Origin of the sequence: Microbacterium sp. 22303 (genome assembly GCF_052045265.1) — a bacterium.
Classification (GTDB): Bacteria; Actinomycetota; Actinomycetes; order Actinomycetales; family Microbacteriaceae; genus Microbacterium.
In genome coordinates, this window is the sequence record NZ_JBQEOQ010000001.1 from 547,897 (window position 1) to 567,585 (window position 19,689).

Below are 19,689 nucleotides of genomic sequence, written 5' to 3' on the forward strand. Positions count from 1 at the left end.
GACATGGCCATCACCATCGATCGCAACAACACGCAGCTCATCGACGTCCCGCGAGGGCTCACCAACGTCGTCGTCGCGGAGACCACGATCGGCGACGTCCGCGGCGAGGAGGGCTTCTTCCAGTACCGGGGCGTCTCGGGTGTTGAGCTGGCCGCCGAAGCCCGATTCGAGGACGCCTGGAGGCTGGTCGCACTCGGCGAGCTGCCCCAGAGCGGAGCGGACGCCGCAGAATTCCGCGCCCGCACCGCCACGACGCGAACGATCCCCGAACACCTGCACGGACCGCTGTCGGCGATCGCGGTCTCGGGTCTGGATCCCATGGCCCAATTGCGCACCGCGCTCGCTCTCGTCTCCGCCGCGGACGGACGGCGCGCGCTCTACGACGAGACCGACGAGGAGCGCGTCGACGACACGATCCGTCTCGCCGCCGTCGCGCCGTCCCTGATCGCGGCACTGCACCGGTGGAGCAGAGATCAGGATCCGATCGAGCCGGACGGCGATCTCGACCCCGTCACGGACTATCTGCGTATGCTCTCGGGCGTCACTCCCGACCTCCGTCTCGCCGCTGCGCTGGGCACGTACCTGACCGCGGCGATCGATCACGGCTTCAACGCGTCGACGTTCACGGCGCGGGTCATCGCGTCCACCGGCGCCGACCTCGCCTCGTGCGTCGGCGGTGCACTCGGCGCGCTCTCCGGGCCGCTGCACGGAGGCGCACCCGCGCGCACGCTCGACATGCTGGACGAGATCGGGACACCCGATCGTGCGGACGCCTGGGTGCGCGAGCGCGTGCAGAACGGCCGGCGGATCATGGGGTTCGGGCACGCGGTGTATCGCACGGAGGATCCCCGCTCGCGCTTGCTGCGCGGCGTCGCTCAGCGGTTGCGCACCGACGGACTCGCGTCGGACCGCGTCGACCTCGCCGTGACGGTGGAGCAGACCGTGCTGCGGGTGCTGGACGAGCTCAAGCCAGGCCGCGCCCTGCGCACGAACGTCGAACTCTACGCCGCAGTCGTCATGGAGGCGTGCGGGATTCCGCGCGAGCTGTTCACTCCGACGTTCGCATCGGCACGCCTGATCGGCTGGGGCGCGCACGCCTGCGAGCAGGTGCAGGACGGCAAGATCCTCCGCCCCTCGTCCCGCTACATCGGAGCGTCGTCACACTCTCGTTGATCGCCACCGACCCCGGGTCTATGCTCGGCGGCAGGCGGGCACGGGGACGCGAGCGATCGTCCCCGTGCGCCCGAAGGACCAGACCCGAACGGCCCGCCGGTGCGCTTGGACATTCCGCGATCGTGGATCCGAGGAGACGAACGTGAACGCGCAGACACCGGCATCCCGCGGCACCGCGCGGCGAAGGACGATCGTCGTCATCGCAGGCGCTGCTGCCATCGCACTGCTCGTGGTCATCGCCTGGATCGTGTGGCGGCCGGCGGGCGGGGCCGCTCCCGCCGCGATCGCGTCGTCCGCACGTCCGGACGTCCAGAACGCACGGGTCGACTCGATCATCCGAGAGTCCATGAAGGCCGACAGTCTCAAGGCGGTGATCGTGCGGGTCACGATCGATGGCAAGGTCGTCTCGATGCAGGCGTACGGCGACTCGATGACCGGCGTCCCCGCCACCACCGACATGCATTTCCGCAACGGTGCGGTGGCGTTCGAGTACGTCTCCACGTTGTTGCTGGAGTACGTCGACGAGGGGAAGATCACCCTCGACGACACGGTCGACAAGTGGATGCCCAGCCTGCCCGAGGCGAACAAGGTCACGCTCAGGATGCTGACGAACCAGACCACCGGATATCCCGACTTCGAGACGGATCCGGAGTGGACCGCGGCCTACAACGCCGACCCGTTCCACGAGTTCACGTTCGACGAGCGATTGAAGGACGCGTTCAATCGCCCTCTGCAATTCGAGCCCGGCACAAACTGGAGCTACGCGCACACCAACTTCATGATCCTCGGCCACATCCTCTCCATGATCGGAGGAGCTCCCCTCGACCAGCTGCTGCAGAAGAAGGTCCTCGGCCCGATGGGTCTGACGCAGACGGCGGCGTACAGCACGGCGACCGTGCCGGAGCCGGTGCTGCATGCGTACAGCTCCGAACGCCGCGTGGCCCTCGGCATCCCTCCGTCGATGCCGTTCACGGAGGAGTCGACGTTCTGGAACCCCGCCTGGGGCACGCCGATCGGAGCGGCCGAGACGACCACGATCACCGACATGGCGACGACCGCGGTCGCCGTCGGCACCGGCAAGCTGCTCTCACCGAAGAGCTTCCACGAGATGACCGATTCGACGTTGATCGGTTTCGGCACACCGCTCCCGGTCTGCGCCGGGTCGTGCTTCACCCAGGTCACCGGTTACAACTACGGGCTCGGGGTGGTGCGATCCGGATCCTGGCAACTGCAGAATCCTCTGCTGAGCGGCTACAGCGCCACAGAGGCGTATCTGCCCTCGAAGAAGATCGCGATCGCGGTGGCGACGACGTTCCTGCCGGGTGCCTTTGACGCGAACGGCATCTACGACAACTCGAGCGACCGGCTGTTCCGGCAGATCGCCACAGAACTCGCCCCGGACGACCCGCCGCCGACGCTTCCGGCGAAGAAGAGCTGACGAGATACACGAACGGGGCCGGCTCCCGAAGGAACCGGCCCCGTTGTGGTGCGCGTGGATCAGACCAGCGAGCGCAGCACGTACTGCAGGATGCCGCCGTTGCGGTAGTAGTCGGCCTCACCGGGGGTGTCGATGCGGACCACCGCGTCGAACTCGACCGTCGGCTTGCCCTCGGGAGAGAACTCGCTCGGCGCCGCGGTCACGCGGACCGTCTTGGGCGTGGTGCCCTCGTTGAGCTCCTCGAGGCCCGCGATCGAGACGATCTCGGTGCCGTCGAGGCCCAGCGACTCCCAGGACTCGCCCGCGGGGAACTGCAGCGGCACGACGCCCATGCCGATGAGGTTCGAGCGGTGGATGCGCTCGAAGCTCTCGGTGATGACCGCCTTCACGCCGAGGAGGTTGGTGCCCTTCGCCGCCCAGTCACGGGAGGATCCGGATCCGTACTCCTTGCCGCCGAAGATCACCAGCGGGGTGCCCTGGGCCTGGTAGTTCGTGGAGGCGTCGAAGATGTACGCCTGCGGGCCGCCGGGCTGGGTGAAGTCGCGGGTGTATCCGCCCTCGATCTGCTCGCCGCCGTTGACGGCCTTGACCAGCGCGTTCTTCAGGCGGATGTTCGCGAACGTGCCGCGGATCATCACCTCGTGGTTGCCACGACGCGAGCCGTAGGAGTTGAAGTCCTTCTGCGCCACGCCGTGCTCGGTGAGGTACTGGGCGGCGGGCGTGCCCGCCTTGATGTTGCCGGCCGGGGAGATGTGGTCGGTGGTGACCGAGTCTCCCAGAGTCGCCAGCACACGAGCACCTGAGATGTCGGTGACCGGAGCCGGGGTCGCCTGCATGCCGTCGAAGTACGGCGCCTTGCGCACGTAGGTCGAGTCGGCGTCCCACTCGAAGACCGGACCGGTCGGCGTGGGCAGGCTCGTCCAGCGCTCGTCGCCGTCGAACACCGTGGCGTACTGCTTGATGAACTGGTCGCGCGAGATCGACGAATCGATGATCTGCTGCACCTCAGCGGGGTCGGGCCAGACGTCCTTGAGGAACACGTCGTTGCCCTCGCCGTCGGTGCCCAGCGCCTGGGTGTCGAAGTCGAAGTTCATCGACCCGGCCAGGGCGTAGGCGACGACCAGCGGCGGGCTCGCGAGGTAGTTCATCTTCACGTCGGGACTGATCCGGCCCTCGAAGTTGCGGTTGCCGGAGAGCACCGCGGTGACGGCGAGGTCGTGCTCGTTGATCGCGGCCGAGACCTCGTCGATCAGCGGGCCCGAGTTTCCGATGCAGATCGTGCAGCCGTAGCCGACCGTGTAGAAGCCGAGGCCCTCGAGGTCCTTGTCGAGACCCGACTTCTCGTAGTAGTCGGTGACGACCTTGGAGCCCGGGCCGAGCGTGGTCTTGACCCACGGCTTCTGCTTCAGGCCCTTGGCGAGGGCGTTGCGGGCGAGAAGGCCGGCGGCGATCATGACGGACGGGTTCGAGGTGTTGGTGCACGAAGTGATCGCGGCCAGCGTCACGGCGCCGTTGTCGAGGATGTACTTCTGCCCGTCCGGCGTCTTGACCTTGACCGGCTTGGACGCGGCCTTCGGGGACCCCGAGGACAGCGTGGGGATCTCGTTGGTCTCGACCTCTTCCCCCGGGACGGATCCCGGGTCCGACGCCGGGAAGGATCCGGAGTCGTTGATGTCGATCGGACCCGTCACGTAGTTCAGGATGTCCTTCTCGAACTGCGCCTTCGACTCGGACAGCAGGATCCGGTCCTGCGGACGCTTCGGGCCGGCGATCGACGGCACGACGGTCGACAGGTCGAGCTCGAGGTACTCGCTGAAGCTGGGCTCGCTGCTGGCGTCGTGCCAGAGCTTCTGCTGCTTGGCGTAGGCCTCGACGAGGGCCACGGCCTGCTCGTCGCGGCCGGTGAGGCGCAGGTAGTCGAGGGTGACGTCGTCGATCGGGAAGATCGCAGCGGTGGAGCCGAACTCCGGCGACATGTTGCCGATCGTCGCGCGGTTCGCGAGGGGCACCGAGGCGACGCCGGCGCCGTAGAACTCGACGAACTTGCCGACCACGCCGTGCTTGCGGAGCATGTCGGTGATCGTCAGCACGACGTCGGTCGCGGTGACGCCGGCAGGGATCGCGCCGGTCAGCTTGAAGCCGACGACGCGCGGGATCAGCATCGACACGGGCTGGCCGAGCATGGCGGCCTCGGCCTCGATGCCGCCGACGCCCCAGCCCAGCACGCCCAGGCCGTTGACCATGGTGGTGTGCGAGTCGGTGCCGACGCAGGTGTCGGGGTAGGCGCGCAGCACGCCGTCGACGGAGCGGTCGTAGACGACCTTCGCCAGGTGCTCGATGTTCACCTGGTGCACGATTCCGGTGCCCGGCGGGACGACCTTGAAGTCGTCGAAGGCGGTCTGGCCCCAGCGCAGGAACTGGTACCGCTCGCCGTTGCGCTCGTACTCGATCTCGACGTTGCGCTCGATCGCGTCCGGGCGGCCGAACAGGTCGGCGATCACGGAGTGGTCGATGACCATCTCGGCCGGGGACAGCGGGTTGATCTTGTTCGGGTCGCCGCCGAGGGCGGTGACGGCCTCGCGCATGGTGGCGAGGTCGACGATGCAGGGCACGCCGGTGAAGTCCTGCATGACCACGCGCGCCGGCGTGAACTGGATCTCGGTGTCAGGCTGGGCCGCCGGGTCCCAGGATCCGAGAGCCTCGATCTGCGCCTTCGTCACATTCGCGCCATCCTCGGTGCGAAGCAGGTTCTCCAGGAGAACCTTGAGGCTGAACGGGAGCTTCTCGTATCCGGGGACCGTGTCGATCCGGAAGATCTCGTAGTCGGTGCTGCCGACCGTCAGGGTGCTCTTGGCACCGAAGCTGTTCACCGTGGACACGGATCCGTCTCCTTCTGTTCGGATGGAAGCGACAGTCGACACCATCTTGCTCGCCCGCTCCCCCGCGCGGCTAGCAAGGCGGGCCTTACCAGTCTGCTCTCGCGGACAGGCGAGCGAAAGGTGCTGATTTATCTTGACGTCAAGATAAATCTAGCACGGTGCGGGCGGCGCCGACTCACCCCTGACGCGTGTCGGCGTCGTGCTTCGGCGGGTACAGCGCGCGCACCAGCAACCACGTCACAGCGACCATCGGCGCGAACAGCGGGAGCCCCATCACGAGCTTGAGCGTGCCCAGCGCCTGCACGTTGCCGGAGAAGTACAGCGGCAGCTGCACGGCCAGGCGCGCGAAGAACAGGGCGGCCCACGCGATCGTGATCCAGAAGAAGGCGCGGCGCTTGCGCTTGTCGGTCCGCCAGCCACGCACGTCGCCCATGAGGAATCCGGCGGCGAGGCCGATGAGCGCCCATCCGATGAGGGCCGAGACGAGCAGCACCGTGCCGTAGAGCGCGTTGGTGAAGAAGCCGGGCACGAAGTTGTCCTGGCCACGCCCCGTCCACAGTGCGAGTCCCGCGGCGACCGCGACGGCGACGAGCCCGCCGAGCGCCGAAGCAGCGGGCGAACGCTGCAGCAGGCGGACCACGGAGAAGATCGCGGCGAGCCCGACCGACACGATCAGCGAGAGCCAGAGCGGATCCGGTCGCAGCGTGTAGATGATGAGGAACGCGGCGCTGGGCAGCACCGACTCGAGCACTCCGCGCCAGCCTCCCATCGCGCTCCACACGACGTGCCCCGTGCTGGCACCGGAGTTCGGATCGATGCCGAGGCGCTGCGCGGCGCCGCCGAGCGCGGCCCCGAGGCTCTGCGCGGCGTCGGGCGCCGGGGGCGGCGCGTACCGATCTTCGGGAGCACCCTCGGACCCGCGCTCCGCGTCGTCCGGCCGCGACGTGCTCACGCCGTGCCGGGGGCCGCGGGCATGCGCAGGGGGATGAGATCGCGCGGGGGCATGGGGGCTCCGCCGCGCACCACGACGATCGAGCGGAACAGGTCCTCGACGGCAGCGGCCGCAGTCTCGTCGGATGCCGCGGCTCCGCCGATCACGCCCCGCAGGAACCAGCGCGGACCGTCGACGCCCACGAACCGGGCGAGACGCGTGACAGCTGCGTCGCCGGCGACAGCGGGGATCTCCGCCAGCAGTTCGGCACCCAGGGCGCCTTCACGCTCGGTGACGGTGCCGCCCTGCTGCGAGATCTGCTCCTGGATCTGCGCGCGCGTCTCGTCCCACAGCCCACTCGAGCGGGGCGCCGCGAACGGCTGCACCTGCAAGGTCGAGTCGGCGTAGTCGAGGCCCACGGCGACGATGCGCTGCGTCTGCTCCTCCACTTCGAGGCGGAGGTTCAGCCCCTCACGCGGAAGGATCTTGATGGCACCGAGGTCGATGTAGGGACGGACCGGGTTGGCCTCGCTCTCGTCGAACGGGCCGTCGACCGCGCGGTCGCGGACGGGCGCCTCCGAGGCGTCCTCCACGGGCTCGATCCCGGACGTGGTGTCGTCGCTCATGCGTTCTCCTGGCTCTGGGTCTGATAGCCGGTGGATCCGAATCCGCCTGCTCCGCGCACCGATTCGTCCAGTGCGTCGACCGGGATGAACCGGGCTCGGGTGACGGGCATGACGATCAGCTGGGCGATCCGATCACCGACCGCGACATCGTACGCCGCATTGCTGTCGGTGTTCAGCAGGCTCACCTTGATCTCCCCGCGATAGCCGGCGTCCACTGTGCCCGGGGCGTTGACGACGGTGATGCCGTGCTTGGCCGCGAGACCGCTGCGCGGGACGACGAACGCGGCGAAACCCTCGGGAAGCGCGATGCTCACGCCGGTGCCGACCAGCGCGCGCTGCCCGGGCTCGAGCCGCAGCGCCTCGGTCGAGACGAGGTCGGCTCCGGCGTCGCCGGGGTGGGCGTAGACGGGAAGCTGGGGCGCGATAATGGGAACGTCCACGGATTCGGTCACGGAAAGAGGCTAATGCAGAACGCAGCACGCGATGCCGGGACCGCCCCGACGGCCACCCGCTACCACGAACGTCTCGCGCCGAGTCTGTGGCTGTTCCTCGCCGCGGCCCTCGGCGGCCCCATGCTCGCGCTGGTGTTCGTGCCGGCCGGATCGGGCGTCGCGCTGATCATCGGCATCGCCGCGACCGTCGCGATCATCGTCCTGATGATCGCCGGGTCGCCGCGCGTGGCGGTGGAAAAGCACGTACTACGCGCCGGCCGGGCCTGGATCGATGCCTCCTGGCTGGGCGAGCCGGAGGTCCGCACCGGGGAGGATGCGCGTCAGGCGCGCGGCCCCGGCCTTCCGGCCCGCGGCTGGCATCTGATCCGCGGCGGCATCGACGGCGTGGTGATCGTGCCGAATACGGATCCGGCAGACCCGGCGCCGAGCTGGACGATCTCCTCGCGCACGCCGGACCGATTGGCCGCTGCGATCGACGCCGCTCGCGCCGCGGCGAACCCGCAGGCCTGAGCAGACCGGATCGGGCGGCGGCCCCCGATGCCGATCGATGTCCCAGACGGCAAACGCCCGCAAACGCAGAACGCGCCCGGAACCGAGAAGGTCCGGGCGCGAGCAGCGAAGGGGAATCAGGCCGCGCATTCCTTGCAGATGGGGCCTGCCTTGTCCTCGTGGTCCAGCTGCGAACGGTGCTTCACGAGGAAGCAGCTGACACAGGTGAACTCGTCCTCCTGCGGGGGCAGCACCACGACGTCGAGCTCGACGTCGGAGAGGTCGGCTCCCGGAAGGTCGAATCCGCCCGGGTTGTCCGAATCCTCAGCGTCGATCGATCCCGACAGCTTGTCGGGGACGCGCTCCTTGAGAGCCTCGATCGACTCGCTCTCGTCTTCGTTCTTGCGCGGAGCGTCGTAATCGGTTGCCATGGGTTTGGATCTCCAGTCTCATCCTGCGAGCGGCTTGGCATCCTGCGTGTGCCGGGCGCCGGGGGTGTTCGGCGGCCCATAGTTTGCATGACGCGCGTGCAAATCGCAAATGCCGCTCTGTCTGCGCATCAGAACTCACGGCACGCCCGCGATATTCCCGGCGGCGCGCACACCGCATGACACCATGAACCGACACTCATTCTGAGGGGCTGAAGCCATGGAACACGTCACGATCGTCGGCGCGGAAGACGACGTCCTCGTTCTCGCCACCGAATCGGGAGAGCGATTCGCCCTCCCGATCGACGAGGTGCTGCGCGCCGAACTGCGCCGGGCCAAGGCCGGTCGCGAGGAGAAGGCTCCTCCGCTGGCTGCGAGTCCCCGCGAGATCCAGTCGCACATCCGCGCCGGGCTGTCCGCGACTGAGGTCGCCGAACTCCTCGGGGTGGACCTCGAAGTGGTGCAGCGCTTCGAGAGCCCCGTGCTCGCCGAGCGCGAGCACATCGTCGGTCAGGCCCTCGCCGTTCCTGTGCTGATCGGCAACGAGGTCGAGCCCGATGCACAGCCGACGTTCGGCGTCGCGATCCGCGCCAAGCTCTCGGAGCTGGCGGCCGCCGACGAGCGGTGGGCGAGCTGGAAGGATGACACCGGCTGGGTCATCAAGCTCGAGTTCACCGCGAACGACGTCGAGCACGATGCACGATGGTCGTTCGACCCGCGCCGCAGCGCGCTGGCGCCGCTCAATGCGGACGCCACGCAGCTGTCCCGCCAGGGCGCTCTGCCGGAGGGGCTGATCCCCCGTCTGCGCGCACTCGACAAGGACCGCTCGTCGCCGTACAAGGACGACACCCGATTCGATTCGGGCGCGTTCGGCCCGCGCCTGGTGCCCGCCCCTGCCGAGCCCGTCGAGGCGGAGGAGGACGGCGCGACCGTCGCACAGGAGCCCCGGTCTGCGCGACACCCTCAGACCGCATCCAACGCCCAGGAGGCGGCGACGCGCAGCGCGTCCTTCGCTCCTGCGACGCCGTCCGACACGGCTGACCTGCTGGAGGCACTGCGCCGCCGGCGCGGGCAGCGCGAGGTCCGACCCACCGTGGAGGAAGAGCCCGAGGAGTCCCGCCCGCTCGCCTTGTTCGAGGCCCTCGAGCCCGGATACGAGCCGGAGCCCGAGCAGTCGACGACGGCCCCCGTCTTGATCGACGGCGACTCCACCCCGCGCCGACGCCGGCGTGAGATGCCGTCCTGGGACGAGATCGTGTTCGGAGCCCGCAGCGACGACTGACCACGGCTGCAGCCGCTGATCGGCCCCGGTCGATCAGCGCGCGAAGGCGCCGAACCGGAGCGACGGCACGCGCAGCTCCTCCGGGCTGAGCGATCCGTGCTGACCGATCATGCCCTGTGAACGCTGATCCTCAGCGGTCCCGTCGTACAGCGCCCAAAGGCCACGGGCGGGTACCACGAGATCGCCGATCCGCTCCTGTGCCTCAGCGATCGGAGCGGATCCGAACAGGCCGCCGTCGATCGCCTGCGCGCGCGTGAGCACGTCCGCAGCGCCCTCGACCCCCGCGGCCCAGGCCGCAGCGATCTCGTCGCGCCTGGCCGGATCCTCCACGTAGACGTGCAGCATGCGCGGCTCCCCCGCGATCGCTGCGACCCCGTCATGCAGGCGGCTGCGCTCGTCGAGGATGAGATGCCTGGTGCGCGGCACGTCGACCATGCCGTGGTCGGCGGTGATCAGCATGCCCACGCCGTCGGGCGTCCCGGCGGGGATCGCCGCATCCAGCTCCTCGAGCGCGCGGACCCATTCCGCTGAGGCCATGCCGTGCTTGTGTCCGGCCTTGTCCGCCTCCGGGAGGTAGCAGTACACGAGTGACCCCTCGTGCTCCTCGGCGAGGCTCAGGGCCAATGCGACGCGCTCGGCCGCCGTGCGGGCGGAGCGGAACTCGGCACCCCGCAGGGTCGCCGCGGAGAAGCCGCTGCCGGCATACTCGGCCAGTCCCACGGCGAACGCCGGACGTCCTGCCGCGGTTGCGGTCTCGAACACGGTCGGCGTGCGCTGCCATTCGGTCGGATCGACGCGCGCCTTCTCCCAGCCTGCCAGCTGGTTGACGAGCACGCCGGTGCGCGGGTCTCTGACCTCGTAGCCGACCAGTCCGTGCCGGCCCGGATCCACGCCGGTCAGCAGGCTCGTGAGGGCGGCCGCGGTCGTGGACGGGAAGACGCTGGAGAGCACGTCCTTCTTCGCCATGGCCCCTGCCAGGCGGCGGGCATGGCCCGCATGCGCGCGCAGGGGGATCGCGCCCAGCCCGTCCATGACGACCAGTACCGCCGACCGCACCCCCGGCAGCACGCCGTCGCGGCCGTCCAGAGCGTTGAACAGGTCGTGCGCCACCCCGGTGATGCTCCGGAGTGAGGGCGGGATCGCCGGTAGCATGAGGGTCATCCGAGTCAGTCTCGCACAGAGCCCGGCACGGATCCGGCGTCGAGAACCGCTCCGCCGCCGCCCGAAACCCGCAGGAAGCCCATGCCCCGCACGACCACGCCGCCCGAGCCGATCGAAGAGCGCATCCAGGACATCGATCTCTCGAGCGAGATGCAGGGATCGTTCCTGGAGTACGCCTACTCGGTCATCTACTCCCGCGCGCTGCCGGACGCGCGCGACGGGCTCAAGCCGGTGCAGCGCCGGATCCTGTTCCAGATGGCGGAGATGGGCCTGCGCCCCGACCGCGGCCACGTCAAGAGCGCCCGCGTCGTGGGCGACGTGATGGGCAAGCTGCACCCGCACGGCGACTCCGCGATCTACGACGCTCTGGTCCGCCTCGCGCAGCCCTTCGCGCTGCGCCTGCCTCTCGTGGACGGACACGGCAACTTCGGCTCCCTGGACGATGGTCCCGCCGCCTCCCGCTACACCGAGGCGCGCCTCGCCCCCTCCTCTCTCGCGCTGACCGAGAGCCTGGACGAGGACGTCGTCGACTTCGTGCCGAACTACGACGGCCAGTTCCAGCAGCCCTCCGTGCTGCCCGCCGCGTTCCCGAACCTGCTGGTCAACGGCGCGAGCGGCATCGCGGTCGGCATGGCCACCAACATGGCACCGCACAACCTCATCGAGGTCGTGGCAGCGGCCATCCACCTCCTCGAGCACCCGGAGGCCACCACCGAGGAGCTCATGGAGTTCGTCCCGGGCCCCGACTTCCCCTCGGGCGGCATCGTGATGGGCCTCGACGGCGTCCGCGACGCCTACGCGAACGGCCGCGGAGCGTTCAAGGTGCGGGGCAAGGTCTCCATCGAGCCGCTCGGACCGCGCCGTACCGGCATCGTGGTCACCGAGCTGCCCTACATGGTCGGGCCCGAACGGGTGATCGAGAAGATCCGCGACGCCGTGCAGGCGAAGAAGCTCCAGGGCATCAGCGATGTCAACGATCTGACCGACCGCAATCACGGTCTGCGGATCCAGATCGGCATCAAGACGGGCTTCGACCCGAATGCGGTGCTGGAGCAGCTGTACCGGCTGACGCCGATCGAGGATTCCTTCAGCATCAACAACGTCGCCCTCGTCGACGGGCAGCCGCGCACGCTCGGACTCAAGGAGCTGCTCAGCGTCTACGTGCGGCACCGTCTCGAGGTCGTCACGCGCCGCAGCCGGTACCGCCTGGCCCGCCGCGAGGAGCGCCTGCACCTCGTCGAGGGCCTCCTCATCGCGATCCTCGACATCGACGAGGTCATCCAGGTCATCCGCTCCTCCGACGACTCGGAGCAGGCCCGCAGCCGCCTGCAGAGCGTCTTCGACCTCAGCGAGCGGCAGGCCGAGTACATCCTCGAGCTGCGCCTGCGTCGGCTCACCAAGTTCTCCCGCATCGAGCTGGAGACCGAGCGCGACGCGCTCCTCGCGGAGATCGCGGCGCTGCAGGAGCTGCTCGGCAGCGAGGCCCTGCTGCGCGGCCAGGTCGCGACCGAGCTCGATGCGGCGGCCGAGGCCTACGGCACCCCGCGGCGCACCCTGCTGCTCAATGCCGCGCCGCCCAAGGCACGCGCCGCCAAGGGCCCTGTGGACACGCAGATCGCCGACGCGCCGACCGTCGTGGTCCTGTCCACCACCGGCCGCGCCGTGCGGGTGGATCTCGAGCCCGGTCAGGAGCTCTCCCCCGCCTCCCGGCGCAGCAAGCACGATGCGATCCTCGCCACTTTGGACACCACCACCCGCACCGAGATCGGTGCGGTCACCACGGCAGGCCGGGTCCTGCGCTTCACCGCGATGGACCTGCCGTCCGTGCCGTCCGCCTCGGTGCACCTCGCGGCGGGCGTGCCGCTGCGCGACTACATCGGCCTGCTCGACAAGAGCGAGCGGATCCTCGCGCTCGTGCGCTTCGACGATGACACGCCGATCGCGCTGGGCACGCGCACAGGGGTCGTGAAGCGCATCGTGCCGTCGTCCCTCCCCGTGAAGCCCGAGCTCGAGATCATCGGGTTGAAGCCCGGCGACGCGGTCGTCGGCGCGGGTCCGGCCCCCGACGACGCCGAACTCGTGTTCGTCACGAGCGACGCCCAGCTGCTGCACTTCGCCGCGTCGGGAGTGCGCCCCCAGGGAGCGCCCGCGGGCGGTATGGCCGGCATCAAGCTCGGCGCCAAGGCCGAGGTGATCGCCTTCTCCGTGCTCGCCGCCGATGCGGAGGCGATCGTGGTGACCGTGTCCGGTGCGACCGGCATGATCGCCGGCACCGATGCGGGCCGCGCGAAGTCGTCCCGGTTCTCCGAGTTCCCCGGCAAGGGACGCGCCACCGGCGGTGTCAGGGCGCACGCGTTCCTGAAGGGCGAGGACCGGCTGACCCTGGCCTGGGTCGGCGCGGAGCCCGCGCTCGCGGTCGGCCCGGACGGATCGGCCCGGGCTCTACCAGAGGCCGGCGCCAAGCGCGACGGATCCGGACAGCCCATCGACGGCGTGATCGGGTCGATCGGCACCGCCCTCGGCGCCTGATCACCGGGTGCCGTCGCCTACAGCCGCAGCGCGAGCGCGTTGGCCGTGAGGCCGGCCGCCGTGCCGCACAGCACGACGGTGTCGCCCGTGCCGACGCGGCCGGATTCCAGGGCACGGGTCAGCATGAACGGCACCGACGCCGACACCATGTTGCCGAACGCCTCGACCTCGTCGACGCGCCGGTCACCGGGCACGCCGATCCGGTCGAGCATCGGACCGAGCGCCGCCGACGCCTGATGCGGGATCCACAGGGCGATGTCGTCGTGGGCGAGGCCGGCCCTCCGCAGGAACCGGTCGAAGAAATCGGGCAGCACGCGCATCATGCCGAGCAGCGCCCGTCGGCCGTCCATGTCGAACAGGTAGTCGGCCGGATCCGTGACGGCGTACTGCTGGGCGGGCGAGTGCGACAACCCTCCGCGCAGCTCGGTGTCGTGCGCGTGCGCGGGCCAGGTCTGCTGCTGGCTGGCCACCACGCCCCGATCCGGCGCGGTCGCGCGGCGGAGCAGGACCGCCACGGCGGCATCGCTGAAGAGTTCGAAGCTCTCCCGCTGGTCGGGGTTGAGGAACCGCGACGCGACGTCGCCCGCCACGACCAGCACGGTCTGGTGGTCGCCGCCCTCCAGATAGCGGGAGGCGATGTCGAGAGCGGTCACGAAGCTCGTGCAGGTCGAGTTGACGTCGAAGGCGGCTGCATGGCCGGCCGAGGTGAGGCGCTCCCACACGAGCGCCGCCGTGCACGGGATCGGCTGGACGCCGGCGGCGGATGCGCCGAGCACCAGATCGATGTCATCGGTCGTCAGGCCCGCATGTTCGATGGCGCGCCGCCCGGCTTCGGCGAGCATGTCGAGGTGCGACACGTCATCCTCGACCCGATATCGCACGCTCTCGCCGAACCGTACCGTGCGGCTCGGGAGCACCCTGCCCCATCCCGCGATCTCACAGCTCCGCATCGTCACGATCCCCCCTCCAGCGCCGCTCCACGCGCCGCAGCTTCCGTCCCGGCTCCGGTGCATACGGCACGAAACGCAGCTCTGCGCGGTCGGCACCGAGACGGTCCGCCAATGTTCCCAGTTCCGCCGCGACGTTCGCCTGCACCAGGGCGAGCGGTGTGTCCGCCGCCGCTTCGATGCCGACCTCGAGCTCGCGACGGCCAGTCTGCACGATCCGGTACTCCGCCACGCCGTCCGCATACACCAGGGCGCGGGACACGAGATCGGCGAACACGTCGACGACGCCGCCGTCCTGCCCAGGCAGTCGCAGCGTGTCGCCTTCGCGTCCCTCGATCCGAGCCAACGCGGTCAAAGCGCTCCCGCACGGACAAGGCGCCTCGCGCTCGCGCAACACGTCGCCGAGGCGATAGCGCACGATCGGCTGCGCCCGGCGGCGCAGATCCGTCACGATGGGCGCGAACCTGTCGTCGCCCAGCGGCTCGCGCTCGATGAGCACGCCGTCTTCGTTGAGGTGCAGCACGCCCTCCTCGCACGTGTGCGCGAGGAACCCTTCGGTGCACTGATACAGCTGATGGATCCGCTCCTGCCGGAGACCGGCCGCGATCCTGCGCGCATCCGAGACCTCGAGCACCTCGGCGACGGCGTAGACCTTCTCCGGGCGCACGGCGATGGCGCCGCTCTCCGCAGCGCGTGCGATCGCCAGCAGCACCGAGGGCGGTGCGACCAGGATCGTCGGCGCGTACCGGGCTAGGCGCTCGAGGTTCTCCGTCATCTCCGCGAACACGTCGAAGTAGGAAAAGGAGACGGCGCGAGATCGGACCGCCTCGTACAGCGTGTTGTCGGCCCGCAGGAACAGCGCGATGCGGTGTCCGAGGATGCGCCCTCGCGGCAGGGTGCGCGCGAGCACCGTCCCCGCCCAAGCCTCCCGCTCCGCACGGCTCACGAGGAACAGGCCGCGGTGTCCGCTCGTGCCGCTGGACAGCCCGATCGAGCAGCCCTCGAGGTCGGCCGCGAAGTCGCGGGAGCGCTCGTTCGCGAGGGCGATCCGCATCGCCTCGTCGCGATGGACGCCGACCGTGTTCAGCTCGTCGAAGCGTTCCATCATGACGCGCTTGTCCATGAGCGGCAGCGCGGCGAGATCGGCGGGGTTCGCTCCGATGAGCAGGCGGAAGTACGCCGATCTGCGCCGCAGGAACCGCAGGTGCCGGCGCAGCAGGCGCCGCTGCCGGCGTTCCACGGCCGCGCGCGTGCGCAACGGCCGCAGCCAGCGTGCGGCGGCGAACTCCGCGACGATGCGCAGCCGGCTCATCGCGGGAGCAGCTCTCGGTCACCGATCGGATCGTGACTGCACACCACTCTGATGCCGGCGCGCGCGAGCGCGACCAGTCGGCATGCGGTGTCGCGGTACGCGTCGCCGTCGTGCTGCAGTGCTCGCGGCAGGGCCCGCATGCGCGGCTCCTCGGCGAGCAGATCGGATCCCCAGGCGGCGTCTCCGGCGAGCAGCACCCGGTCGTCCGCCAGCGCCCCGATGTGCCCCTGCGCGTGCCCGGGGAGGTCGACGATTCTCAGCCCCGCCCCGGGGAACGGATCCGCGATGTGCAGCTCCACGCCCGCGACCTCCGCCTGAGTGAAGTCCGCCCGATCGAGGATGAGCGGATCGACCCCGGGGAACCACGCCGGCAGCAGGCCGGGCAGGATCGCGTCGCGCAGACGCGCACGCCGCAGTGTCTCCAGCTGTCCGGCGGTCGCCACGATGCGCGCCGACGGGAACCGCGCGATCCCGCCGATGTGGTCGGGATGCAGATGGGTGAGCACGACATGCGTCACGCTCTCCGGTGCGACGCCGTCGTCCGCGAGCTGTCGCGCGACGTCGTCCGGGGCGGACATCGTGGGCGGCAGGATGCGCCGGTACACGGCGCCGCGCCAGCCCGTGTCCCAGGGGTCGGGGGCATAACCCGTGTCCACCAGGATCCGGCGTCCGTCCCCGGGCTCGTACAGGAACACCCCGGACGGGAACCCGCGCACCTCACGTCCGCCGCCGCGGAAGAGGATGCCGATGTCGTGCACCGTGCTGCCGCACGCGTAGTGACGCAGCCGGCGCGTCATGCGGCCGCATCCGTTCGCGCGCGCAGGTCGGCGACGGCACGGTCCAGCGCCTCGTCGAGCGACACCCCGGGTGCATAGCCGAGGTGGTCGCGGGCACGGGAGATGTCGAGGGTCTGCGCATACGCGATGGTCGAGAGGGTGTAGCGGGTCAGCGGCGGCTCGGGGTGGGTGGGCAGCACGCGGCAGATCCCCTCGAGCGCCGACGCGAGCGCCCATGCTCCCCGGCGCGGCAGCCGTCGGAACCGGGGCGTCTCGCCGAGCCGCGACAGCAGGCCCTCGAGCAGCTCTCGGAACGGCCGGGGATCGCCGTTGCTGATGTTGTACACGCCGCCGGTCGGATCCCCTTCGCTCAACGCGAGGCGGAGTGCGGTGGCCACGTTCTCCACGGCGGTCACATCGATGAGGTTGTGCCCCTCATCGAAGAGCGGCACGCCGATGCGGCGATGCACGGCGAGCAGCCGCGGGACCAGGCTCGGATCCCCGGCGCCGATGAGTCCGCGCGGGCGCAGGATCACGAGTTCCCGGATCCGCCCGGCCCGCTGCGCCCGGTGCAGCAGCTGCTCGGCGGCGAGCTTCGAGCGGATGTAGTCGTTCAGGCGATTGCCCGGATCCACCTCTTCCTCACGGATGCCGATCCGATCGCGCGCGGCCGCGTACACGCTCGGCGACGACACGAAGACGAACCGGCGCGCCCCGCCCTTCTCGGCGAAACGCAGGGCCGCAGCCGTTCCCTCGACGTTGGCGGCCAGGAAGTCGCGCGGACGTCCCCACGGCGTCGACAGCGCTGCGCAGTGCACGACCGCCTCGACGGGGCGTGCCGCATCCGGAAGATCGGCCAGCGCAGAGACCAGGGTCTCCTCCGGGGCCGCGATCCGGGCGAGCGCCTCCGCATTGCGCCCCGAGGCCAGGACCGGAAGGCCGTGCGCCCTGAGCTCTCGCACGACGTATCCGCCGAGGAAGCCGCCGGCGCCGGTCACGAGCACGGGCCGGGCGGACGCAGACATGCCCCGATGCTATGGCACGATCGCGCCCCCGACGGGAGGTCCGGCGCACATGCGATGAGGCTCGGGGTCCGCCCTAGAGTGGGACGGTGCGCATCGCGATGGTCACGGACTACTACCTGCCCACGCTCGGCGGCGTCCAGACCGCGATCAAGGCGCAGCGCGAAGAGCTCGTGAGCGCGGGGCACGAGGTCGTCGTGTTCGCCCCTCTGAGCGAACCCTCGTCCGACCCGCCTGTCGTGCGGTTGCCGACGGCGCGCGGCTTCGCGCCCGACGGCTACCCGTTCACCTGGCCCCTGCGGGACGCCGCCGCCCAGCTCGAACGCGAACTCGCAGGCTTCGACGTCGTGCACGTGCACACCGAGATGTTCGCCGCGCTCGCCGCCTATCGCGCCGCCCGGGCGCTCGGCATCCCGCTCGTGCAGACCATGCACGGGCGCATCGACGTCTACACGCGCTCGGTGCTCCCCCTGCCGGCGATCACGACGGTGCTGCTCGCCGGCCTGCATCGCCGCGGGCTCGGCTCTGCGCCCGGTTCACGACCGCTTCCCCTCGACACGCGCGCGCACTACACCCGCACCCGCACGGCCCGTCGGATGTGGCGGCTCATGGTGAGCCAGGCGGAGCGCGCGGATCGGGTGATCGTGCCCTCCGCGCACTTCGCGGCGAAACTGGTGGCACAGGGTGTGCAGACGCCGGTGGACGTGCTCTCGAACGGGCTCGAGGCGACGGTGCTCGATGCGATCGGGACGCCCGTCCCGCGCCGGCCGGAGCCGGGAGCCGCGCTGCGGGTGCTCTGGTGCGGACGCCTGTCGCCGGAGAAGCGTCCTGAGATCTTCCTCGACGCCGTGTCCCGCACACCCGGGATCGAGGCCGTGATGCTGGGTGACGGCATCTCACGCCGGACGGTCGCGCGTGAGGCGTCCCGGATCGGATTCGGGCGGGTCGACGTGCGCGGAGCCGTGCCGCAGTCCGAGGTGCTCGACGCGATGCGCACGGCGCACGTGCTGGTGTCCAGCTCCTTCGATTTCGACAACCAGCCGATGGTGCTGCTGGAGGCCGTCGCGGCGGGGCTGCCGGTGATCGTCGCGGATCCCGAGCTGTCCGAGACCCTGCCTCGTCAGGGCCATCTGGTCGCGTCGCGGCCGGATGCCGCCGGTCTCGCAGACGCCCTCGCCGCGCTCCGCGACGATCCGGCGCGCGTCGCCGGCATGAGCGCGGCCGCGATCGCACATCGACCGCATGTCGCGCAGAGCGCCCACCGCGGTGAGCTGCTCCGCGTCTATTGTGCGGCCGGGGCCGCGCGAGCCGCGCGCTGACCCTCAGTCCTCGTCGACGGCGGTCCCGAGCTCCGCGAAGCCCTCCGCGATCACCTCGGCGAGGGTCGCCGCATGATCGCCGTCCGGATCCAGGTCCGGATCGAACACCGTCACGGCAGCGCCCCATGCGTGCGGAGCGAGGTCGCGCAGCAGGCCGATCAGCTCGTCCGGAGCGAGGCCACCCGGGTCGGGGCTGTCCACGGCCGGCATGTGCAAGGGGTCGAGGACGTCGACGTCCACCTGGATCCAGTAGTCGCGCTCGAGCCCCTCGACCGCCCGCACGCGCGACGCTGCCCGCGCGGCGCCGTGCAGGATCACGTCGTCCGCAGGGACGACGAGGGCGATCGCCTCGCGCACCTCGTCGACGAACGCGTCCTCGTAGCGGTGGCCGATGTGCGCCACGCGCGCGGCGTCGAAGTACGGCCCGAGTCCGTCGATCTCGGCGAGTTCCGGCGTGTGACGGTCGATCACGATCGCCAGATCCTCGCCGGCGACGCTGCCTACCCCGGTGCTGTTGCCGGGATGGCGGAAGTCGGTGTGACCGTCGATGTGCACGAGCCCACCGCCGCCGGTCACCCGCGACGCCAGACCTGCGGCGATCGCGAGGCTGCAGTCTCCGCCGAGCACGAGCGGCGCCTGGCCAGACTCCCTGATGTCGAACAGCCGATGGGCGAGCCGCCGGGCGTGCTCCACGATCGCCGCCTGGTTGCGCACCGTGCCCGCCGGACGGCGTCCGTCATCGTCCACGTAGCGTCCGGGCAGCACGATGCCGGCGTCGACCGCTCCCGCGGCGTACAGCCGCCGGTGCAGACCCGCCTCGCGCAGGGCTTCGGGCGCCTTCGCCGTGCCGGGCACACCGCCGCGCACCGGCGGGCGCAGTCCGAGGTTCGTGGGGGCGGAGACGATGGCGACCATCGACTCAGTC

17 protein-coding genes are annotated in these 19,689 nt (G+C 70.4%); 6 read left to right on the top strand and 11 right to left on the bottom strand.

From position 1 onward, the window contains the following. Nucleotides 1–3 precede the first annotated feature (3 nt). On the top strand, nt 4–1,173 hold the full coding sequence (locus tag ACTJI8_RS02650; RefSeq protein ID WP_440731849.1) for a citrate synthase: 1,170 nt from the start codon (nt 4–6) through the stop codon (nt 1,171–1,173). A 142-nt stretch (nt 1,174–1,315) separates the two neighbouring features. Further along, nucleotides 1,316–2,611, top strand: a complete 1,296-nt coding sequence (locus tag ACTJI8_RS02655; protein WP_440731850.1) for a serine hydrolase domain-containing protein — start codon at nt 1,316–1,318, stop codon at nt 2,609–2,611. 59 nt (nt 2,612–2,670) lie between these two features. Here ACTJI8_RS02655 and acnA read toward each other — a convergent pair whose 3' ends face one another. The 4 genes from acnA to dut all read right to left on the bottom strand — a co-directional run bounded on the left by acnA (nt 2,671) and on the right by dut (nt 7,499). Then, nucleotides 2,671–5,490, bottom strand: coding sequence for an aconitate hydratase AcnA (acnA, locus tag ACTJI8_RS02660; RefSeq protein ID WP_440731851.1), 2,820 nt, complete (start codon nt 5,488–5,490; stop codon nt 2,671–2,673). Between the two features lie 175 nt (nt 5,491–5,665). Next, nucleotides 5,666–6,442 (bottom strand): DUF3159 domain-containing protein, encoded by a 777-nt coding sequence (locus ACTJI8_RS02665; protein WP_440731852.1) that lies wholly within the window; start codon nt 6,440–6,442, stop codon nt 5,666–5,668. Beyond that, nucleotides 6,439–7,047, bottom strand: a complete 609-nt coding sequence (locus ACTJI8_RS02670; protein WP_440731853.1) for a DUF3710 domain-containing protein — start codon at nt 7,045–7,047, stop codon at nt 6,439–6,441. The genes ACTJI8_RS02665 and ACTJI8_RS02670 overlap by 4 nt, the downstream gene beginning before the upstream one ends. Continuing rightward, nucleotides 7,044–7,499, bottom strand: a complete 456-nt coding sequence (gene dut / locus ACTJI8_RS02675; protein WP_440731854.1) for a dUTP diphosphatase — start codon at nt 7,497–7,499, stop codon at nt 7,044–7,046. The genes ACTJI8_RS02670 and dut overlap by 4 nt, the downstream gene beginning before the upstream one ends. Before the next feature lie 12 nt (nt 7,500–7,511). On the opposite strand from dut, the gene ACTJI8_RS02680 reads away from it, so the two are divergent. Continuing rightward, on the top strand, nt 7,512–8,009 hold the full coding sequence (locus ACTJI8_RS02680; protein WP_440731855.1) for a DUF3093 domain-containing protein: 498 nt from the start codon (nt 7,512–7,514) through the stop codon (nt 8,007–8,009). Nucleotides 8,010–8,125: 116 nt separating this feature from the next. On the opposite strand, the gene ACTJI8_RS02685 is transcribed toward ACTJI8_RS02680, so the two are convergent. Continuing rightward, the gene (locus ACTJI8_RS02685) at nt 8,126–8,419 is read right to left on the bottom strand and encodes a DUF4193 domain-containing protein (RefSeq protein ID WP_440731856.1); all 294 of its coding nucleotides are present in this window, start codon (nt 8,417–8,419) and stop codon (nt 8,126–8,128) included. 217 nt (nt 8,420–8,636) lie between these two features. Between ACTJI8_RS02685 and sepH the strand changes: the two genes are divergently transcribed. After that, on the top strand, nt 8,637–9,698 hold the full coding sequence (gene sepH / locus ACTJI8_RS02690) for a septation protein SepH (protein ID WP_440731857.1): 1,062 nt from the start codon (nt 8,637–8,639) through the stop codon (nt 9,696–9,698). Nucleotides 9,699–9,731: 33 nt separating this feature from the next. Here sepH and ACTJI8_RS02695 read toward each other — a convergent pair whose 3' ends face one another. After that, entirely contained in the window at nt 9,732–10,859 is a 1,128-nt protein-coding gene (locus ACTJI8_RS02695) for an alkaline phosphatase family protein (RefSeq protein ID WP_440731858.1), read from the bottom strand. A gap of 81 nt (nt 10,860–10,940) precedes the next feature. On the opposite strand from ACTJI8_RS02695, the gene ACTJI8_RS02700 reads away from it, so the two are divergent. Further along, nucleotides 10,941–13,388 (top strand): DNA gyrase/topoisomerase IV subunit A, encoded by a 2,448-nt coding sequence (locus ACTJI8_RS02700; RefSeq protein WP_440731859.1) that lies wholly within the window; start codon nt 10,941–10,943, stop codon nt 13,386–13,388. 17 nt (nt 13,389–13,405) lie between these two features. On the opposite strand, the gene ACTJI8_RS02705 is transcribed toward ACTJI8_RS02700, so the two are convergent. From ACTJI8_RS02705 to ACTJI8_RS02720, 4 genes are all read right to left on the bottom strand, one after another. After that, complete coding sequence (locus ACTJI8_RS02705) at nt 13,406–14,245, bottom strand: 3-oxoacyl-ACP synthase III family protein (RefSeq protein WP_440731860.1); 840 nt, start codon at nt 14,243–14,245, stop codon at nt 13,406–13,408. Between the two features lie 79 nt (nt 14,246–14,324). Continuing rightward, nucleotides 14,325–15,647 carry a F390 synthetase-related protein gene (locus ACTJI8_RS02710; RefSeq protein WP_440731861.1) on the bottom strand — a complete coding sequence of 441 codons (1,323 nt, stop codon included), beginning with the start codon at nt 15,645–15,647 and terminating at the stop codon, nt 14,325–14,327. Then, a complete protein-coding gene (locus ACTJI8_RS02715; protein WP_440731862.1) occupies nt 15,644–16,444 on the bottom strand; it encodes an MBL fold metallo-hydrolase in 801 nt (266 codons plus the stop codon). The genes ACTJI8_RS02710 and ACTJI8_RS02715 overlap by 4 nt, the downstream gene beginning before the upstream one ends. Then, nucleotides 16,441–17,448: an NAD-dependent epimerase/dehydratase family protein gene (locus ACTJI8_RS02720; protein ID WP_440731863.1), complete on the bottom strand. Its 1,008-nt coding sequence runs from the start codon at nt 17,446–17,448 to the stop codon at nt 16,441–16,443. The genes ACTJI8_RS02715 and ACTJI8_RS02720 overlap by 4 nt, the downstream gene beginning before the upstream one ends. A gap of 86 nt (nt 17,449–17,534) precedes the next feature. Here ACTJI8_RS02720 and ACTJI8_RS02725 point away from each other — a divergent pair, with 86 nt between their 5' ends. Continuing rightward, nucleotides 17,535–18,764 carry a glycosyltransferase gene (locus ACTJI8_RS02725; RefSeq protein ID WP_440731864.1) on the top strand — a complete coding sequence of 410 codons (1,230 nt, stop codon included), beginning with the start codon at nt 17,535–17,537 and terminating at the stop codon, nt 18,762–18,764. 3 nt (nt 18,765–18,767) lie between these two features. Here ACTJI8_RS02725 and ACTJI8_RS02730 read toward each other — a convergent pair whose 3' ends face one another. After that, nucleotides 18,768–19,679, bottom strand: coding sequence for an arginase family protein (locus ACTJI8_RS02730; RefSeq protein ID WP_440731865.1), 912 nt, complete (start codon nt 19,677–19,679; stop codon nt 18,768–18,770). Nucleotides 19,680–19,689 lie beyond the last annotated feature (10 nt).

Bases quoted from the DNA above. Each gene is read 5' to 3' on its own strand.
- ACTJI8_RS02695 (WP_440731858.1), bottom strand. From the start codon at position 10,859: ATGACCCTCATGCTACCGGCGATCCCGCCCTCACTCCGGAGCATCACC.
- ACTJI8_RS02700 (WP_440731859.1), top strand. From the start codon at position 10,941: ATGCCCCGCACGACCACGCCGCCCGAGCCGATCGAAGAGCGCATCCAG.
- ACTJI8_RS02730 (WP_440731865.1), bottom strand. From the start codon at position 19,679: ATGGTCGCCATCGTCTCCGCCCCCACGAACCTCGGACTGCGCCCGCCG.
- ACTJI8_RS02720 (WP_440731863.1), bottom strand. From the start codon at position 17,448: ATGTCTGCGTCCGCCCGGCCCGTGCTCGTGACCGGCGCCGGCGGCTTC.
- ACTJI8_RS02650 (WP_440731849.1), top strand. From the start codon at position 4: ATGGCCATCACCATCGATCGCAACAACACGCAGCTCATCGACGTCCCG.
- ACTJI8_RS02710 (WP_440731861.1), bottom strand. From the start codon at position 15,647: ATGAGCCGGCTGCGCATCGTCGCGGAGTTCGCCGCCGCACGCTGGCTG.
- ACTJI8_RS02680 (WP_440731855.1), top strand. From the start codon at position 7,512: ATGCAGAACGCAGCACGCGATGCCGGGACCGCCCCGACGGCCACCCGC.
- ACTJI8_RS02670 (WP_440731853.1), bottom strand. From the start codon at position 7,047: ATGAGCGACGACACCACGTCCGGGATCGAGCCCGTGGAGGACGCCTCG.
- sepH (WP_440731857.1), top strand. From the start codon at position 8,637: ATGGAACACGTCACGATCGTCGGCGCGGAAGACGACGTCCTCGTTCTC.
- ACTJI8_RS02685 (WP_440731856.1), bottom strand. From the start codon at position 8,419: ATGGCAACCGATTACGACGCTCCGCGCAAGAACGAAGACGAGAGCGAG.
- ACTJI8_RS02715 (WP_440731862.1), bottom strand. From the start codon at position 16,444: ATGACGCGCCGGCTGCGTCACTACGCGTGCGGCAGCACGGTGCACGAC.